The organism is Burkholderia sp. WTPI3, from assembly GCF_021483755.1.
In the GTDB taxonomy this organism is placed as follows: Bacteria; Pseudomonadota; Gammaproteobacteria; order Burkholderiales; family Burkholderiaceae; genus Burkholderia.
Genome location: NZ_JAGIXF010000015.1, coordinates 34,753 through 51,643, shown reverse-complemented (window position 1 = coordinate 51,643; position 16,891 = coordinate 34,753). Strand labels below are relative to the sequence as shown.

Here is a 16,891-nt window from a genome sequence, read left to right as displayed (position 1 = left end):
TCAACGCATTCACAGACAGCGCATGAAGATTCATATCCAAGGCGGCACGCTGATCGATCCGGTCGCAGGCACCGAACGGCAGGCCGACGTATTCGTCGCGGACGGCAAGATCGCCGCGCTCGGCACCGCGCCGGCCGGTTTCAACGCGGACAAGACGATCGACGCGGCGGGGCTGATCGTCGCCCCCGGCCTCGTCGACCTGTGCGCGCGGTTGCGCGAGCCGGGTTACGAGCACAAGGCGACGCTCGCGTCCGAGATGGCCGCGGCCGTCGCGGGCGGCGTCACGACCCTCGTGTGCCCGCCGGACACCGACCCCGTGCTCGACGAGCCGGGCCTCGTCGAAATGCTCAAGTTCCGCGCGCGCAACCTGCACCAGGCGAACGTGCATCCGCTCGGCGCGCTCACTGTCGGCCTCAAGGGCGAAGTGATCACCGAGATGGTCGCGCTGACCGAATCGGGCTGCGTCGGCTTCACGCATGCGAACGTGCCGGTGCGCGACACGCAGGTGCTGCTGCGCGCGCTGCAGTACGCGAGCACCTACGGCTACACGACGTGGCTGCGTCCGCTCGACGCGTTCATCGGCCGCGGCGGCGTTGCCGCGAGCGGCGCGCTCGCGTCGCGGCTCGGGCTGTCCGGTGTGCCGGTCGCCGCCGAGACGATCGCGCTGCACACCATCTTCGAACTGATGCGCGTGACGGGCGCGCGCGTGCACCTTGCACGCCTGTCGTCGGCGGCCGGTCTCGCGCTCGTGCGCGAGGCAAAGGCCGAAGGGCTGCCGGTGACGTGCGACGTCGGCGTGAATCACGTGCACCTGATCGACGTCGATATCGGCTACTTTGATTCGCAGTTCCGGCTCGACCCGCCGCTGCGCAGCGAGCGCGATCGCGAAGCGATCCGCGTGGCGCTCGCCGACGGCACGATCGATGCGATCTGCTCCGATCACACGCCGGTCGACGACGACGAGAAGCTGCTGCCGTTCGCCGAAGCGACGCCCGGTGCAACGGGCCTCGAACTGCTGCTGTCGCTTACCGTGAAGTGGGCCGACGAAACCGGCACGCCGCTCGCGCAGGCACTGCGCCGCATCACGGCCGCACCGGCCGACGTGCTGCAACTGCCGGCCGGCCGTCTGGCCGAAGGCAGCGCGGCCGACCTGTGCGTGTTCGATCCGCGCGCGCACTGGCGCGTGGAGCCGCGCGCGCTGAAGAGCCAGGGCCACAACTCGCCGTTCCTCGGCTACGAACTGCCCGGCTGCGTGCGTGCGACGCTCGTGGCAGGGCAGGTCGCGTTCGAGCGCCACTGAACCACGCCGGATCTTCGCCATGACCGCTCTTCGCAAGTTGCGTCTCGTTGTTCACCTGCTGCGCGGCATGGCGACCGTCGCGCTGTGCTTTTCGCGCGTGACGCCCGCACGGCGCGCCGAAATGACTCGTCGCTGGTCGATCAGGATGTTGCGGATCTGCGGGATGCGCATCGTCGTCCACAACGACGGCGCGCGGCTTGATGCGAGCGCGCTCGTGGTCGGCAATCACGTGTCGTGGCTCGACATCTACGCAATCAATGCGTGGCGGCCGACGCCGTTCGTGTCGAAGGCGGAGGTGCGTCAGTGGCCGGTCGTCGGCTGGCTCGCCGAGAAGCTCGATACCGTGTTCCTGCAGCGTGAAAAGCGCACCGAAGCGATGCGGATCATGCACGAGATGGCCGCGCGCCTGCGCAACGGCGGCTTGATGTGCGTGTTCCCGGAAGGCACGACGTCGGACGGGCAGGCGCTGCTGCCGTTCCATGCGAACCTGTTTCAGTCGGCGGTGTCGGCCGGCTGCGCGGTGCAGCCGATCTGCCTGATGTACGAGGACGCGCAGCAGCGGCAGTCGGTCGCGCCGGCTTATACGGGCGACCTGTCGCTCGGGAAGTCGCTCGACATGGTGTTGCGCGGCGGCCCGCTGGTCGTGCATCTGTACGTGTGCGATCCGATCCCGCCGGGCGGCGATCGCCGCACCACATCCGCCGCCGCGCGCGACGCGATCGCGGCCGCGCTCGAGACGTTGCAGGCGAAGGTCGGCAAGCCGTCGCCCGAGTCGCTCGCGGAGCTGGAGGCGCACGCCTATCCGGTGACTGAAGTCGGCGCCGGTGCGCCGCACGACGCGACGCCCGACGAGCCGGTGCCGGGGCGCGAGATCTGAAGCATCGTTGTACCCGCGCGAGCTGCGCGGGTTACTCGCCGCCGGGCGAGCGGCACGCTTCGCACTGTACCTGCGTGACCGTACGCTGTGCCGGATCGGCCGTCAGTCGCACGGCCGACAACTGATTCCCCCATACGCATCCCGAATCCAGCGCGACGATGTTGTCGCGCAGCATCAGGCCGAGTGCGGCCCAGTGGCCGAACACGACCGTCACGTCCTGCGTGCGGCGACCCGGCACGTCGAACCACGGCAGGTAGCCGGGCGGCGCGCTGTCGGGGCCGCCATTCGCCTTGAACTCCATCGCACCGTCCGGCGTGCAGAACCGCAAGCGCGTGAACGCGTTGAACGCGACGCGCATCCGGTCGCGCTTCTTCAGATCCGGGCGCCATTGGTTTGGCTCGTTGCCGTACAGGTTTTGTAACGTTTCGCGCCAGTCAGGGGCGCGCAGCGCGCGTTGCAGTTCGTCCGCGAGTTCGAGCGCGAGCGTGGTGTCCCATTGCGGCAGCACGCCTGCATGGACCATCAGCATGTCGTTTTCGAAGTGCGCGAACGGACGGTGGCGAACCCAGTCGAGCAGCGCGTCGGCGTCGGGGGCGTCGAGGATTTCGCCGATGGTGTCGCCCGGGCGTTCGGTGCGAATGCCTGCGGACACCGCGAGCAGATGGAGGTCGTGATTGCCGAGCACGACGGTCGCGCGCGGACCCAGTTCGACGAGCGCGCGCAGTGCGGCGAGCGAGTCCGGTCCACGGTTGACGACGTCGCCCGCGATCCAGAAAGGCGTATCGATCGGAGCTGAAAGCTCTTCGAAGAGCGACTGGAAAGCAGAATGACAGCCTTGAATGTCGCCAATGGCGATGGGGGTGCGGGTCATGAGCGGAAAGTTGTTACAAAACCTATTGCCGAGTGAAAAGCGGACATGGTGGCAGGGCAGCCGCATGCGTCGTCGTCTGATAGTTTAACCTATTGATTTGGCAAGAAGTTTTGGTGGCTCTGCGGGTTCGGAGCACTGTTTCAAGTTGTTAGCGGCATGGCTTTTGCGCAATGCCGCTTCCTATAATCGACTCTTCCCAGACAAAATTAGCATTTCATGACTTTGGCAATCTCGGTGAACAGTTAGAATTCCCGCCTTAAGTGACGCGCGAGCAGGCGTCGTCGCTTTCCGAATCTGTGGCGGCACGTGCTCGAGGCCTGCCGTGTATGACTTAAGGGAGCCTCATGATCCTGGTGACGGGCGGCGCGGGTTTTATCGGTGCCAACTTCGTACTCGACTGGCTGCGTCAATCCGACGAAGCCGTGCTCAATGTCGACAAGTTGACCTATGCGGGCAACCTCCGCACGCTGCAGTCGCTCGACGGGAGTCCGAAACACGTGTTCGCGCGTGTCGACATTTGCGACGGCGCCGCGCTGCGCGCGCTGTTCGACGAACACAAGCCGCGCGCCGTCGTGCATTTCGCCGCCGAGAGTCATGTCGATCGCTCGATCCACGGCCCGGCCGATTTCGTGCAGACCAACGTCGTCGGCACGTTCGCGCTGCTCGAAGCTGCTCGCGCGTACTGGAACGATCTCGATGCCGCGGGCAAGGGCGCGTTCCGCTTCCTGCATGTTTCCACCGACGAAGTGTTCGGTTCGCTGTCGTCGACCGATCCGCAGTTCTCCGAAACGACGCCGTACGCGCCCAACAGCCCGTACTCGGCGACGAAGGCCGGTTCCGATCATCTCGTACGTGCCTACCATCACACATACGGGCTGCCGACGCTGACCACGAACTGTTCGAACAACTACGGTCCATACCAGTTCCCCGAGAAGCTGATTCCGCTGATGATCGCGAACGCGCTCGCCGGCAAGTCGCTGCCCGTGTACGGCGACGGCCAGAACGTGCGCGACTGGCTGTACGTCGGCGACCATTGCTCGGCGATCCGCGAAGTCCTCGCCCGCGGCCGGACCGGCGAAACGTACAACGTCGGCGGCTGGAACGAGAAAACGAATCTGGAAGTCGTTCATACGCTGTGCGACCTGCTCGACCAGGCGCGTCCGAAGGCGGCCGGTTCGTATCGCGACCAGATCGCGTACGTCACCGACCGTCCCGGTCACGATCGCCGTTATGCGATCGACGCGCGCAAGCTCGAGCGCGAACTCGGCTGGAAGCCCGCCGAGACGTTCGAGACCGGCCTCGCGAAGACGGTCGACTGGTATCTCGGCAATCAGGCCTGGGTCGACGAAGTCTTGTCCGGCGACTACCGGAAATGGGTCGCAACAAACTACGCGCATCGCGCGTAAGGGCAACGGACATGGCACGCAAGGGCATTATTCTGGCCGGCGGATCCGGCACCCGGCTGTATCCGATCACGCACGCAGTGTCGAAGCAACTGCTGCCTGTGTACGACAAGCCGATGATTTATTACCCGCTGTCGACGCTGATGATCGCCGGCATTCGCGATGTGCTGATCATCTCGACGCCGCAGGACACGCCGCGCTTCGAATCGATGCTCGGCGACGGTAGCCAGTGGGGGATGAACATTCAGTACGCCGTGCAGCCGTCGCCTGACGGCCTCGCGCAGGCGTTCGTGATCGGCCGCGATTTCGTCGGCAACGACCCGTCGGCGCTGATCCTCGGCGACAACATCTTCTACGGGCACGATCTGGCGAAGCAGCTCGAGCGCGCGGACGCACAGGACGCGGGCGCGACGGTGTTCGCGTATCACGTGCACGATCCGGAGCGTTACGGCGTCGTCGAATTCGACGAAGAATTCCGCGCGCTGTCGATCGAAGAGAAGCCGGCAAAACCGCGTTCGAACTACGCCGTCACCGGTCTCTACTTCTACGACAACCGTGTGTGCGACATCGCGGCCGACATCAAGCCGTCGCCGCGCGGCGAGTTCGAAATCACCGACGTCAATTCGCGCTATCTCGCGGACGGCGCGCTGAACGTCGAGATCATGGGACGCGGCTATGCATGGCTCGACACGGGCACGCACGATTCGCTGATCGAGGCGGCAAGCTTCATCGCGACGCTGCAGAAGCGGCAGGGGCTCATGGTCGCGTGTCCCGAGGAGATTGCGTACCGCAAGCGCTGGATCGACGAAGAGCAGGTGCTGAAGCTCGCGCAGCCGCTGTCGAAGAACGCTTACGGGCAGTATCTCCGGAACCTTCTCACGAATCAGGTCGCATGGTTATCCAGGTAACGGCAACGGCGCTTCCTGAAGTCAGGGTCATCGAGCCGAAGGTGTTCGGCGATGCGCGCGGCTATTTCTACGAGAGCTTCAACGGCCGCGAATTCGCGGAACTCGTCGAGACCGGCGTCGAATTCGTGCAGGACAACCATTCGCGTTCGGCGAAGGGCGTGCTGCGCGGGCTGCACTACCAGATCGAACACGCGCAGGGCAAGCTCGTGCGCGTGGTCGAAGGCGAAGTGTTCGACGTCGCGGTCGACATCCGGCGCAGTTCGCCGAATTTCGGCAAGTGGGTCGGCGTGACGCTGTCGGCCGACAACCACCGTCAGCTGTGGGTGCCGCCGGGCTTCGCGCACGGCTTCGTGGTGCTGTCCGAGTCCGCGCAATTCCTGTACAAGACGACCGACTACTGGTTCCCGGAACACGAGCGCAGCCTGCTGTGGAACGATCCGGAGATCGGCATTCAATGGCCGTTCGACGGCGAGCCGGTGCTGGCGGCGAAGGACGCGGCAGGCAAGCGGCTGAACGAGGCCGAAGTCTATGCGTGACGGCGGCCATCGTCAGCCGACGATCCTCGTGACGGGGGTAAGCGGCCAGGTCGGATTCGAGTTGCTGCGTACGCTGCAGGGGCTCGGCCGCGTGGTGCCGTGCGACAGGTCGATGCTCGACCTGTCCGATCTCGATCGCGTGCGGGCCGTCGTGCGCGAGCTGAAGCCGTCGCTGATCGTGAACCCGGCGGCGTATACCGCGGTGGACAAGGCCGAGACCGACATCGACGCCGCGCGGAGGCTGAATGCCGACGTGCCGCGCGTGTTCGCGGAAGAACTGGCGCGCATCGGCGGTACGCTGATTCATTACTCGACCGATTACGTGTTCGACGGCACGCAGGCGAGCCCGTACACGGAAAGAGACGCGACGAATCCCGTGAACGTGTACGGCGCGACGAAACTGGAAGGCGAGCAGGCGATCGCGGCCACCGGCTGCGCGCATCTGATTCTGCGCACGAGCTGGGTGTACGGCCGGCGCGGCAGGAATTTCCTGCAGACGATGCTCAAGCTCGGCGCCGAGCGCCCGGCGTTGAGCATCGTCGCCGATCAGGTCGGTGCACCGACCTGGGCGAACACCATTGCCGCCGCCACGGCACACATCGTCGCGCAGGGCGCGGCGACAGCCGACGCGCACTGGTGGGCGCATCGCACGGGCGTATATCACCTCACGTCGGCCGGCGCGACTTCGTGGTGCGGCTTTGCCGACGCGATCTTCGCGACCGCGATGGCCGGACGCGTGCCGACGGTTGTGCCGATTGCGTCGAGCGACTACCCGGCGCCGGCGAAGCGACCGGCCAATTCGAGGCTGGCGCTGGACAAGCTGACCGCAACGTTCGGTCTGCGGATGCCGGACTGGCGCGATGCGCTGCAACTGTGTCTGGCCGAGTGATTCAAGGGTTGGGGGTGTACGAGGGGCGCGGGTTGGGCGGTTTTGCCGCGACTCTCATTTTCGATTGGTGACAATGCATACGGATCCGGTTTATTTCCTTCATATTCCCAAAACGGGAGGATCGTCGCTCATTTCTTTCCTCGAGGATCAGTACGACAGGGAAGACGTGTGCCCGGCGCAGGTCCTCGAGGAGCTGTTCGCGCTGCCGCGGGAATCCGTCGACAGGTACCGGCTGTTTCGCGGACATCACTGGCACGGCATCGAGTCGTTCGTCGGACGAAACCTGACCCACCTCACGATGCTGCGGGATCCGGTGCAGCGAACGGTGTCGTGGTATCTGCATGCGCAGCGCCACGACGATACGTATCGTCATCGGCGGATGAACGACGAGAAGTGGTCGTTGCTGGATTTCGTTCGGGATCCTGACACGAACTGGGACATCGTCAATACGCAGACCCTCTTTCTCGCGGCCGACTTCGACTACGAGAAGCTGATGCGCGATCCGATCGGCTACGGTCGCGAGGCGGTCAAGGAATACGCATCGCGCCGGCACGACCGGGCGTTGCTCGACCGCGCGAAAAAGCGGCTCGAATCGTTCGCGTTCTTCGGCATCACCGAGCGCATGCGCGACTCGATGAACCTGCTCGCCTATTCGATGAACTTCTGTCCGAGGTTCGCGACGCCGCGGCTCAACACGTCGTCGGATCGGCCGGTCATGCACGAGTTGTCGTTCGAGGAAGTCGACGCGATCAACGAGCTGACTGCCCTCGACCAGGAACTCTATGCGTGGGGTTGCGCACTGTTCGAAGAGCGCCTTGGCGATATGGTTCGCGCGTTGCTGATCGAGCGTTTCGAGCAATCCGACACATTGCGCAAGAATTCCTGGCACGCGCCGCTTTCGGCGCAGGCAAAGGCCGAAATCGCGGTGACGGTGCTCGACGCGCCGTCGACGGTTGCCGCGGGCGCGTCGTTTTCGGTGCGCGTTCGCCTGTCCAACCGGTCGAACTTTCAGCTGGCCAGCCGGGCGCCGACTCCGGTGCACGCGTCGTATCACTGGCTCGACCGCACGCGCTCGCAGGTCGTGGTGTTCGACGGCGAACGAACGAGGCTGAAGGCCTCCATGATGCCGGGCGACGCGCAGGACCTGCTGGTGTCGGTCGTGGCGCCGGCTGCCGCCGGGCGCTACGTGCTGCGGTTGACCCTGGTTCAGGAGGGCGTCGCGTGGCTCGACGACGGTCGATCGGGCGTGTTCGGCGATGTCGAGGTGGTCGTCCGGTAAGGCCCGCTCGGCGGGTGCGACGCGTTTGTCCCTGCCGGCGCAAGCCGGGCAGCCCGATCGCCCGGCAGGGGCGCCCGGGCCTTGCGTGGCGGCGGTTCCCGGCGCCCGACCGGTTCCGAAGGCGGCAGTTCGCCGGCTATAATCCCCGCTTGGTCCGGCCGGTCGCGACCGGCCGGCAGGCACGCCGGTGGTGGTTTGATGTAAGTGGCGAAGGCATTGGCTTCGCCAGCGGATACTAAATCTGGAGTGAATGTGATGTTAATCCCCGTCATCCTGTCCGGTGGTGCTGGTACGCGGCTTTGGCCCGTCTCCCGCGAAGGGCATCCCAAGCCGTTCATGAAGCTTGCCGATGGCGAGAGCCTGTTGCTGAAGACGTACCGACGGGCAGCCGCGGCGGTCGGCCAAGATGCCGAGTCGGCATGCGCGGAGCTGCTGACGGTCACGAATCGCGACTACTACTTCATGAGCAAGGACGAGTTCGTCTGCGCGGCGCTCGATGATCAGCAATCCGGCGTATTCATGCTCGAGCCGTCCGGCCGGAACACGGCGCCCGCCGTCGCGATGGCGGCACACCACGTGGCGGAAAAGTACGGGCGCGATGCGCTGATGCTGGTGCTCGCGGCCGATCATCTGGTGCAGGATCAGCAAGGATTCTCCGCGGCTGTCGCAAGCGCGGTCGAACTGGCGAAGCAGGGCAAGCTGGTGACGTTCGGCATCGTGCCGACGTGCCCGGATACCGGCTTCGGCTACATCGAGGCCGGCGAGCAGATCGGCAATGGCCGGGTCGTGCGGCGTTTCGTCGAGAAGCCCGATGCGGCGAAGGCTGCCGAATACCTGGCGACGGGCAATTATCTGTGGAATTCCGGCATGTTCTGCTTCTCTGCGGGCGCCATTCTCGACGAGATGGCCCGTCACGCGCCGGACGTCGCGGCGGCTGCCGAAGCATGTTGGGCGTCGCTGCAGGCCGACAAGGCAACCGCGCAGATGCTCGAGATTCCGGCCGAATCGTTCCAGAAGATGCCCGACATTTCGATCGACTACGCGGTGATGGAGCGCTCGTCGAACGTGGCGGTGGTGCCGTCCAGCTTCGGCTGGAGCGACATCGGCTCCTGGGGCGCGGTGCGCGACCTGGTCGCGCCGGATCAGGACAGCAACCGCGTCGTCGGCGATGCGATCTTCGTCGATAGCCGCAATACCTACGTGCAAAGTCCGGATCGCGTGGTCGCGGCGGTCGGCGTGGCCGATCTGATGATCATCGATACGCCGGACGCATTGCTGGTCGCGCATCCCGATCGCGCGCAGGACGTGAAGCAGGTCGTCGCCCGGCTGAAGAAGCGCAATCACGATGCGTACAAGTTGCATCGCACCGTGAGCCGGCCGTGGGGTACCTACACGGTGCTGGAGGAGGGGCCGCGCTTCAAGATCAAGCGCATCGAGGTCAAGCCGGGCGCGAGCCTGAGCCTGCAGATGCACCATCACCGCAGCGAGCACTGGATCGTCGTGTCGGGGATGGCCAAGGTCGTCAACGGCGACCGCGAAATCTTCGTGCGCACCAACGAGTCCACCTATATCCCGGCCGGCCACAAGCACCGTCTCGAGAATCCGGGCGTGCTGGATCTCGTGATGATCGAGGTGCAGAGCGGCGAATACCTCGGGGAGGACGACATCGTTCGTTTCCAAGATGTGTACGGGAGGGCTTGATGCTGGGCATGCTGAGAGCCCTGTGGTCGTATCGCGGCTTCATCCTGGGGAGCGTCAAGCGGGAATTCCAGTCCAAGTACCGTAATTCCCTGCTGGGCGCCGCGTGGACCGTCATCAACCCGCTCGCGATGATCGTCGTCTATACGGTGATCTTTTCGCGGGTGATGCACGCCCGGCTGCCGGGCGTCGACAGCAGTTTCGCGTACAGCATTCACCTGTGCGCGGGGGTGCTGCCGTGGGGGATGTTCGTCGAGATCGTCAGTCGCGCGCAGAACGCGTTCATCGAGAACGCCAACCTGATCAAGAAGCTGAACTTTCCCCGGCTGTGTCTGCCGGTGATCGTGGTGGCGAACTCGCTGATCAACTTCGCGATCGTGTTCGGGCTGTTCGTGGTGTTCCTGCTGGTCACCGGCAACTTCCCCGGCGTGGTGTTCGTGGCCGTCGTTCCGCTGCTGATCGTGCTGACGCTGTTCGCGATCGGCCTGGGGATCACGCTCGGCGTGCTGAACGTGTTCTTCCGCGACGTCGGGCAGTTCTTCAACATCGTGCTGAATTTCTGGTTCTGGCTGACGCCGATCGTCTATTCGGTCGACATCCTGCCCAAGCGGATCCAGGCCGGCATGCAGTTCAACCCGATGGCATCGCTGGTCGAGGCGTTCCAGGTCGTGATGATGCAGGCCAGGTGGCCCGACTGGTCGCAGCTCTGGTTCGTGACGGCGCTGGGCGTCGGCCTGTGCCTGCTCGGCTTCAGCCTGTTCCGCAAGCATGCGGGCGAAATGGTGGATGAACTCTGATGGGCACCATTACCGTTACCAATCTGGGCAAGGCCTACAAGCAGTATCCGACGCGCTGGTCGCGTCTCGTCGAATGGATGGACCCGCGCCGCAAGCAGCATCACACGCTGCACTGGGTGCTGCGTGACGTGAGTTTCTCGGTGAAGGCCGGCGAGGCGCTGGGCATCATCGGCATCAACGGCGCGGGCAAGAGCACGCTGCTGAAGATGATCGTCGGGACCACGCAGCCGAGCGTCGGCAGCGTGACCATGACCGGCCGCGTCGCCGCTCTGCTGGAACTCGGGATGGGGTTCCATCCGGACTTCACCGGGCGCCAGAACGTGATGATGGCCGGGCAACTGCTCGGCTATTCCGTCGACGAACTGCTCGCGCTGATGCCGGAAATCGAGGCGTTCGCCGAAATCGGCGAATACATCGACCAGCCGGTGCGCGTGTATTCGAGCGGCATGCAGGTGCGTCTGGCATTCAGCGTCGCGACCGCGCGGCGGCCCGACGTGCTGATCGTCGACGAGGCGCTGTCGGTCGGCGACGCGTATTTCCAGCACAAGAGCTTCGACCGGATCCGCGAGTTCCGCAAGCTCGGCACGACGCTGCTGATCGTCGCGCACGACAAGGCGGCGATCCAGGCGATCTGCGATCACGCGATCCTGCTGAATGCGGGGCGGCTGGAGATGGAAGGGCCGCCGGAAGTGGTCATGGACTACTACAACGCGATGCTGGCCGACCGCAAGGATCACGAGGTCCGGCAGGAGAAGCTCGAGAGCGGCGCGGTGCAGACCGTGTCCGGCACCGGCGAGGCCGTGATCGACGCGGTCGAGCTGCTGGACGAATCCGGTCAACCCATCGAGGTTGCGGGTGTAGGGCAGTCGGTCGCGTTGCGCGTCAAGGTCCGGTGCGTGGAGGCGATCCCCGAGCTGGTGGTCGGCTACATGATCAAGGACCGGCTCGGGCAGACGGTGTTCGGCACGAACACGTATCACCTGAAGCAGGTGCTGGTCGGTCTCGACGCGGGACAGGCGATCGAGTTGCGCTTTGAATTCACGGCCAATCTCGGCGTCGGCAGTTATTCGGTCGCGGTCGCGCTGCACACGGGCGACGCCCATCTTGCCAACAACTACCAGTGGCGCGACCGCGCGCTGGTGTTCAACGTCGTCAACATCAAAATGCAAGACTTCGTCGGCGTAGCCTGGTTGCCGACGACGGTGCGGAGCTTGCCATAGTGGATAGTTTTTATCGTGCGTTTGAAGATCGGTATCGGGGATCGCGCAAGCTGATCAAAAGCCGGCTGACGAACTACTCGCCCTTCTTTGAGCCGCTCGCGGCGCGTTATCCGGGCGGGAAGACCTTCGACCTGGGGTGCGGCCGCGGCGAGTGGCTGGAGCTGATGGCCGAGGCCGGGTTCGAACCGATGGGGGTCGATCTCGACGCGGACATGCTGGAAGCCTGCCGCGAGCGCGGGCTGCCGGTCCAGCAGGGCGATGCGATCGCGTATCTCGCGTCGCTCGAATCGGATAGCCACGCGCTGATCTCGGCGTTTCACGTCGTCGAACACGTGAGCTTCGAGCAGTTGGGCGTGATCGTCCGCGAAGCGCTGCGCGTGCTGAAGCCGGGAGGCCTGCTGATTCTCGAGACGCCGAATCCGGAAAACATCTCGGTGGCGACGACCAATTTCTACATGGATCCGTCACACCAGAAGCCGATTCCGCCGCTGTTGCTGTCGTTCGTCGCCGAGCATGCGGGCTTCGATCGCGTGAAGGTGGTCCGTCTGCAGGAATCGCCGGAACTGCGCGATGCCGCGACGCCGGTTCAGTTCCTCGACATCGTGCGCGGCGCGAGCCCCGACTATGCGATCGTCGCGCAGAAGGACGTGGAATCGACCGAGGGCGCATTCGACGAAGCGTTCGGCGCGGAATACGGGCTGACGATCGATACGCTGATCCAGCGCTACGAAACCCGGCTGACGTCGGACGTTTCGCAGATCGGCGGTCGCGTGCAGCAAATGGGCGCGCGGCTTCAATCCATAGAAGGTCAACTGCGGCTCGCGGAAGGGCGGTTGCAGCTCGCCGAGGATCGCAGCCGGTTCGCCGAAGAACAGCGCGTGCTGGCGGAGCAAGTGCTGCGCGAGGTCGAAGCGCGCGCGCAGCATGCCGAGGAACTGGCCCGGCTGGCCAGCTCGCGGGTCGTCGATACGCAACTGCTGCATGTCGAGGATCGGTGCCGGCAGCTCGAGGCGCAGCTCGCACTGGCCGAGAGCAAGCTGCACGAGGCCGAGGCGCGTGCGCAGCACGAGCAGGCCGTGGCCCGGCAGACCCATGCGCATCTGCAGGCCGTCTATCGGAGCACGTCGTGGCGCGTCACCGCGCCGCTGCGGTGGGTGAGCCTCGGCCTGCGCGGCAAGGGGCTCGGGCCGCTCAAGCGGACCGTGAAGCAGCAGGTGAAGCGGGTGGTGCGCTACGCGTACCGGCAGCCCGCGCTACGCCGGCTCACGGTGGCCGTGCTCAATCGCGTGCCGGGCCTGAAGGCGCGTCTCGTGCCGTACGTGGCGGCCGCGGCGGCCAGCCAGCCCGTCGGCACCGCGTCGACGCATATTCGTATCGACAATCTGGACGCGCATGCGAATCGCATTCACGCCAGCCTGGTCGCTGAATTCGACCGGCTGAAGCAGGAGAAGAACTGATGCGCATTGTTATCGACATGCAGGGTGCGCAGACAGAAAGCCGATTCCGCGGAATCGGCCGCTACGTACTGGGTTTTGCGAAGGGCGTCGCGCGCGTGCGCGGCGAGCACGAGGTCGTTCTGGCGCTGAGCGGCATGATGTCCGATTCCATCGATGCGATTCGGGCGGAATTCGAGGGGCTGCTGCCGCAGGAGAACATCCGTGTCTGGCAGGCCGTGGGGCCTGTCGAGGAAATCAGCGACGACAACATCGCACGTCGCGAGATCGCCGAGTTGAGCTGGGAAGCGTTCCTGTCGAGCCTGGAGCCTGACGTCGTTCACGTCGGCAGCCTGTTCGAGGGGGTCACGGGGTACGGTGTGTCGAGCATCGGGCAGTTCGATCGGGCCACCCCGGTCACCGTGACTTTGCACGACCTCATTCCGCTCGTTCATGCGAAGCGTTACCTCGATCCGCATCCGGTCACGGCGCGCCACTATTACCGGAAAATCGATTACCTGAAAAAGGCCGCGCTTCTGCTGTCGAATTCCGAATTCTCGCGCCAGGAAGGTATCGAATATCTGGACTATCCGGCCGAGCGGATCATCGCGGTTTCTTCCGCTATCGAGGATTCGTTCAAGCCGCTCTCGATCGATGCCGCGGAGGCGAATCGCCTGCGTCGGCAATTCGGAATCAACGATGCGTTCCTGTTGTACACGGGCGGCGCGGACGAACGCAAGAACCTGCCGCGCTTGATCGAGGCCTATTCGCTACTGGCGAAGGACATTCGCGCTCGCGTTCAACTGGTACTCGTCGGCAAGATTCCCGAAGGCGTGATCGCCGAGTTGCGTCGACATGCACAACAGTTCGGCGTCACCGATGTCGAACTGAAGTTCACGGGCTACGTGAGCGACGATGACCTGCATGCGCTGTACGCGATTTGCGAAGCGTTCGTGTTTCCTTCGTGGCATGAAGGCTTCGGGTTGCCCGCGCTCGAAGCGATGGCCTGCGGCGTGCCGGTCATCTGTGCGGATGCCGGTAGCCTGCCGGAAGTGATGGGCTGGCAGGACGCGATGTTCGATCCGCTGGATACGTCCGCGATTTCCCGCAAGATCGCGCAGGTGCTGACCGACGCGAACTTCCGCGAGCAATTGCGCGAACACGGTCTCACGCAAGCGACGAAATTCTCGTGGGAGGCGGTTGCCCGCCGCGCGATCGACGCATGGGAAAAGCTCGATCGGCCCGCCGCGAAATCCTGGATCGAACGATCCAGCGAGCAGGAGCGTCTGCTCAAGTTGATCGCCGCGAAAGCCGCCGGAGCAAACGATTCGGACCTGCTGGTGCCGCTGGCCGACTGTCTGGCCCAGAATCAGAAGTCTGGCCGCGTCCGCCAGATCCTCGTCGATGTATCGGAGTTCTGCCACAACGATGCCGGCACGGGCGTGCAGCGGGTCGTGCGGAATCATCTGCGTTGTCTGCTCAACGATCCGCCCGAGGGCTACCGGATCGAGCCGGTGTATGCGACGTCGGGCGACGGGTATCAGTACGCGCGGCGCTTCACCCAGAAATTCCTCGGCGCGGCATCGGACGAGACCGTCGCGGACAGCCCGGTGCAATGGCAGCGCGGCGACGTTTTCTTCGGGCTCGACATGCAGCATTCCGTGCAGATCGCGCAGGCCGAGTTCTATCAGACGCTCCGAAGGCAAGGCGTGCTCGTCAAGTTTCTGGTTCACGATCTGTTGCCGATCGAGTTTCCGGAGCACTTCTTCGATCCGAACTTGAAGGTCATGCACGAGAAGCTGCTCGCGACAATCGCCGCGACGGACGGCGCCATCTGCGTGTCCCAGGCGACCGCGGATGCGCTGAACGCATGGATTCGCGAGAGCAAGACGCCGACCTCGTCGACGTTCCGAACGTCGTGCGTGCACAGCGGCGTCGAATTTCAGGAAGCTGAAGCCGGTGCGTTGCCGGCCGACGCGTCTGCCGTGCTCGCCGCGATGAAGCGGTGCCCCAGTTTGTTGTGCGTATCGACGATCGAGCCGCGCAAGCAACAGGAGCAGTTGCTGGCAGCGGTCGAGCTGCAGTGGGCGGCCGGTGAGGATGTCTGTCTGACCTTCGTCGGTCGTCTGGGCTGGAAGATGGAGGCGTTCGCGAAGAAGGTGCATGCGCATCCCGAATTCGGCCGGCGCCTGTTCTGGCTCGCGGGTATCGACGACAATTACCTGGTCAGTCTGTACAAGGCGGCGAGCGGACTCGTTGCGGCGAGCGTCAACGAGGGTTTTGGCCTGTCGTTGATCGAAGCGGCTTACTATGGAATCCCTGTCATTGCGCGCGACATTCCGGTGTTCCGCGAGGTGGCGGGAGAGGGTGCGTACTATTTCAGCGGCGATTCGGCCGAGCAGTTGAGTGCGGCACTGACGCAATGGCTCGTACTGTACAGGGCGGGGCAGCACCCCAGGCCGGAAAACATCTCGTGGTCGACGCTCGAGGAAAGTTCGACGGCGCTCAAGGCCCGGCTGCTCGAAGGCGCGGACGACACTCGGCAACTGCTGGTGGATATCTCCGAACTGGTGCAGCGCGATGCAAAGAGCGGCATTCAGCGGGTAGTCCGCAGTATTCTTCGAGAGTGGTTGTCGAATCCGCCCGACGGATATCGTCTGGAGCCCGTGTATGCGACTGCGGACCAGCCGTATCGTTACGCGCGAAAATACATGGCCCGTTTCCTTGGGCAGGATGACAGTCAGCAGCGCGACGAAGCGATGGAATATGGCGTCGGCGACGTCTTTCTCGGGCTCGATCTCGCACCGGCGGTCGTGCCGCACTACGCGAGCTTCTATCAGAAGATGCGCGACCAGGGCGTGCGGGTCAAGTTCGTGGTCTACGATCTCCTGCCGCTGCGGGACAACCATTTCGAGCAGCACGTCGTCGACCACTTCGTGCGCTGGCTGGACGTTGTCGCCGAAAGCGATGGCGCAGTGTGCATTTCGAAGGCGGTGGCGGACGAGTTCGAGGAATGGATGACCGGGCGCAAGATCGTGCGCCAGCGTTCGTTCGCGCTGAACTGGTTCCATCTGGGCGCGGATATCGCGAACTCCGTCCCGACCACCGGCATGCCGAAAAATGCGGCAAGCGTGCTGGAGGCGTTGGCGGCGCGGCCGAGTTTCCTGATGGTCGGCACCCTGGAGCCTCGTAAGGGGCATGCGCAGGTACTGGAGGCGTTCGAGCAGCTGTGGTCGAGCGGCGTCGACGCGAATCTGGTGATCGTCGGCAAGCAGGGGTGGATGATGGATGCGCTGGCGAGCCGCTTGCGTGCCCATGCTGAACGGGATCGCCGGCTGTTCTGGCTGGAGAGCATCAGCGACGAGTTTCTCGAGAAGGTGTATGCAGCGAGCGGTTGCCTGATCGCCGCGTCCACCGGCGAGGGTTTCGGGCTTCCATTGATCGAGGCAGCCCTGCACGGCGTGCCGATCATCGCGCGCGACATTCCGGTTTTTCGTGAAGTGGCCGGCGAACATGCATGGTATTTCCAGGCCGGCAAATCGGCGGATCTGGCAAACGCCGTGCGCGAGTGGCTGATGCGCCGCGAGGCGGGTACGGTTCCGGCCTCGACCGGGATGCCGTTCCTGTCGTGGTCGCAGAGTGCCGTGATGCTTGCCGGGAAAGTGTAGAGCAGGGCGCGT

General features: G+C 64.5%; 13 protein-coding genes. 12 read left to right on the top strand and 1 reads right to left on the bottom strand.

Annotated features, from left to right (window positions below):
* The first annotated feature begins 22 nt into the window (after positions 1-22).
* Together J7024_RS10675 and J7024_RS10670 are read left to right on the top strand one after the other, a co-directional pair.
* Positions 23-1,300 carry a dihydroorotase gene (locus tag J7024_RS10675; protein WP_124830208.1) on the top strand — a complete coding sequence of 426 codons (1,278 nt, stop codon included), beginning with the start codon at positions 23-25 and terminating at the stop codon, positions 1,298-1,300.
* A 19-nt stretch (positions 1,301-1,319) separates the two neighbouring features.
* Positions 1,320-2,177: a lysophospholipid acyltransferase family protein gene (locus J7024_RS10670; RefSeq protein ID WP_124830207.1), complete on the top strand. Its 858-nt coding sequence runs from the start codon at positions 1,320-1,322 to the stop codon at positions 2,175-2,177.
* Positions 2,178-2,208: 31 nt separating this feature from the next.
* Here the strand turns inward: J7024_RS10670 and J7024_RS10665 are convergent, their stop codons facing one another.
* On the bottom strand, positions 2,209-3,048 hold the full coding sequence (locus J7024_RS10665) for a symmetrical bis(5'-nucleosyl)-tetraphosphatase (protein WP_124830206.1): 840 nt from the start codon (positions 3,046-3,048) through the stop codon (positions 2,209-2,211).
* Between the two features lie 344 nt (positions 3,049-3,392).
* On the opposite strand from J7024_RS10665, the gene rfbB reads away from it, so the two are divergent.
* The 10 genes from rfbB to J7024_RS10615 all read left to right on the top strand — a co-directional run bounded on the left by rfbB (position 3,393) and on the right by J7024_RS10615 (position 16,879).
* Entirely contained in the window at positions 3,393-4,454 is a 1,062-nt protein-coding gene (gene rfbB, locus J7024_RS10660) for a dTDP-glucose 4,6-dehydratase (RefSeq protein WP_175751270.1), read from the top strand.
* Positions 4,455-4,465: 11 nt separating this feature from the next.
* Positions 4,466-5,359, top strand: a complete 894-nt coding sequence (gene rfbA / locus J7024_RS10655) for a glucose-1-phosphate thymidylyltransferase RfbA (protein ID WP_175751269.1) — start codon at positions 4,466-4,468, stop codon at positions 5,357-5,359.
* The gene (rfbC, locus tag J7024_RS10650) at positions 5,344-5,895 is read left to right on the top strand and encodes a dTDP-4-dehydrorhamnose 3,5-epimerase (RefSeq protein ID WP_124828084.1); all 552 of its coding nucleotides are present in this window, start codon (positions 5,344-5,346) and stop codon (positions 5,893-5,895) included. The genes rfbA and rfbC overlap by 16 nt, the downstream gene beginning before the upstream one ends.
* Positions 5,888-6,784 carry a dTDP-4-dehydrorhamnose reductase gene (gene rfbD, locus J7024_RS10645; RefSeq protein ID WP_124828083.1) on the top strand — a complete coding sequence of 299 codons (897 nt, stop codon included), beginning with the start codon at positions 5,888-5,890 and terminating at the stop codon, positions 6,782-6,784. Before rfbC ends, rfbD begins: the two co-directional genes overlap by 8 nt.
* 73 nt (positions 6,785-6,857) lie before the next feature.
* Positions 6,858-8,063, top strand: coding sequence for a COG1470 family protein (locus tag J7024_RS10640; protein ID WP_175751268.1), 1,206 nt, complete (start codon positions 6,858-6,860; stop codon positions 8,061-8,063).
* A gap of 255 nt (positions 8,064-8,318) precedes the next feature.
* Positions 8,319-9,764 (top strand): mannose-1-phosphate guanylyltransferase/mannose-6-phosphate isomerase, encoded by a 1,446-nt coding sequence (locus J7024_RS10635; protein WP_124828081.1) that lies wholly within the window; start codon positions 8,319-8,321, stop codon positions 9,762-9,764.
* Positions 9,764-10,558 (top strand): ABC transporter permease, encoded by a 795-nt coding sequence (locus J7024_RS10630; RefSeq protein ID WP_234745025.1) that lies wholly within the window; start codon positions 9,764-9,766, stop codon positions 10,556-10,558. Before J7024_RS10635 ends, J7024_RS10630 begins: the two co-directional genes overlap by 1 nt.
* Positions 10,558-11,778 (top strand): ABC transporter ATP-binding protein, encoded by a 1,221-nt coding sequence (locus J7024_RS10625; RefSeq protein ID WP_124828079.1) that lies wholly within the window; start codon positions 10,558-10,560, stop codon positions 11,776-11,778. Before J7024_RS10630 ends, J7024_RS10625 begins: the two co-directional genes overlap by 1 nt.
* Positions 11,778-13,235 (top strand): class I SAM-dependent methyltransferase, encoded by a 1,458-nt coding sequence (locus J7024_RS10620; RefSeq protein ID WP_124828078.1) that lies wholly within the window; start codon positions 11,778-11,780, stop codon positions 13,233-13,235. Before J7024_RS10625 ends, J7024_RS10620 begins: the two co-directional genes overlap by 1 nt.
* Positions 13,235-16,879 carry a glycosyltransferase family 4 protein gene (locus J7024_RS10615; protein WP_124828077.1) on the top strand — a complete coding sequence of 1,215 codons (3,645 nt, stop codon included), beginning with the start codon at positions 13,235-13,237 and terminating at the stop codon, positions 16,877-16,879. Before J7024_RS10620 ends, J7024_RS10615 begins: the two co-directional genes overlap by 1 nt.
* The last annotated feature ends 12 nt before the right edge of the window (positions 16,880-16,891 follow it).

What these genes read in the sequence shown, in the direction of transcription:
- J7024_RS10675 (WP_124830208.1), top strand. Translation starts at nt 23, where the DNA reads ATGAAGATTCATATCCAAGGCGGCACGCTGATCGATCCGGTCGCAGGC.
- J7024_RS10670 (WP_124830207.1), top strand. Translation starts at nt 1,320, where the DNA reads ATGACCGCTCTTCGCAAGTTGCGTCTCGTTGTTCACCTGCTGCGCGGC.
- J7024_RS10665 (WP_124830206.1), bottom strand. Translation starts at nt 3,048, where the DNA reads ATGACCCGCACCCCCATCGCCATTGGCGACATTCAAGGCTGTCATTCT.
- rfbB (WP_175751270.1), top strand. Translation starts at nt 3,393, where the DNA reads ATGATCCTGGTGACGGGCGGCGCGGGTTTTATCGGTGCCAACTTCGTA.
- rfbA (WP_175751269.1), top strand. Translation starts at nt 4,466, where the DNA reads ATGGCACGCAAGGGCATTATTCTGGCCGGCGGATCCGGCACCCGGCTG.
- rfbC (WP_124828084.1), top strand. Translation starts at nt 5,344, where the DNA reads ATGGTTATCCAGGTAACGGCAACGGCGCTTCCTGAAGTCAGGGTCATC.
- rfbD (WP_124828083.1), top strand. Translation starts at nt 5,888, where the DNA reads ATGCGTGACGGCGGCCATCGTCAGCCGACGATCCTCGTGACGGGGGTA.
- J7024_RS10640 (WP_175751268.1), top strand. Translation starts at nt 6,858, where the DNA reads ATGCATACGGATCCGGTTTATTTCCTTCATATTCCCAAAACGGGAGGA.
- J7024_RS10635 (WP_124828081.1), top strand. Translation starts at nt 8,319, where the DNA reads ATGTTAATCCCCGTCATCCTGTCCGGTGGTGCTGGTACGCGGCTTTGG.
- J7024_RS10630 (WP_234745025.1), top strand. Translation starts at nt 9,764, where the DNA reads ATGCTGGGCATGCTGAGAGCCCTGTGGTCGTATCGCGGCTTCATCCTG.
- J7024_RS10625 (WP_124828079.1), top strand. Translation starts at nt 10,558, where the DNA reads ATGGGCACCATTACCGTTACCAATCTGGGCAAGGCCTACAAGCAGTAT.
- J7024_RS10615 (WP_124828077.1), top strand. Translation starts at nt 13,235, where the DNA reads ATGCGCATTGTTATCGACATGCAGGGTGCGCAGACAGAAAGCCGATTC.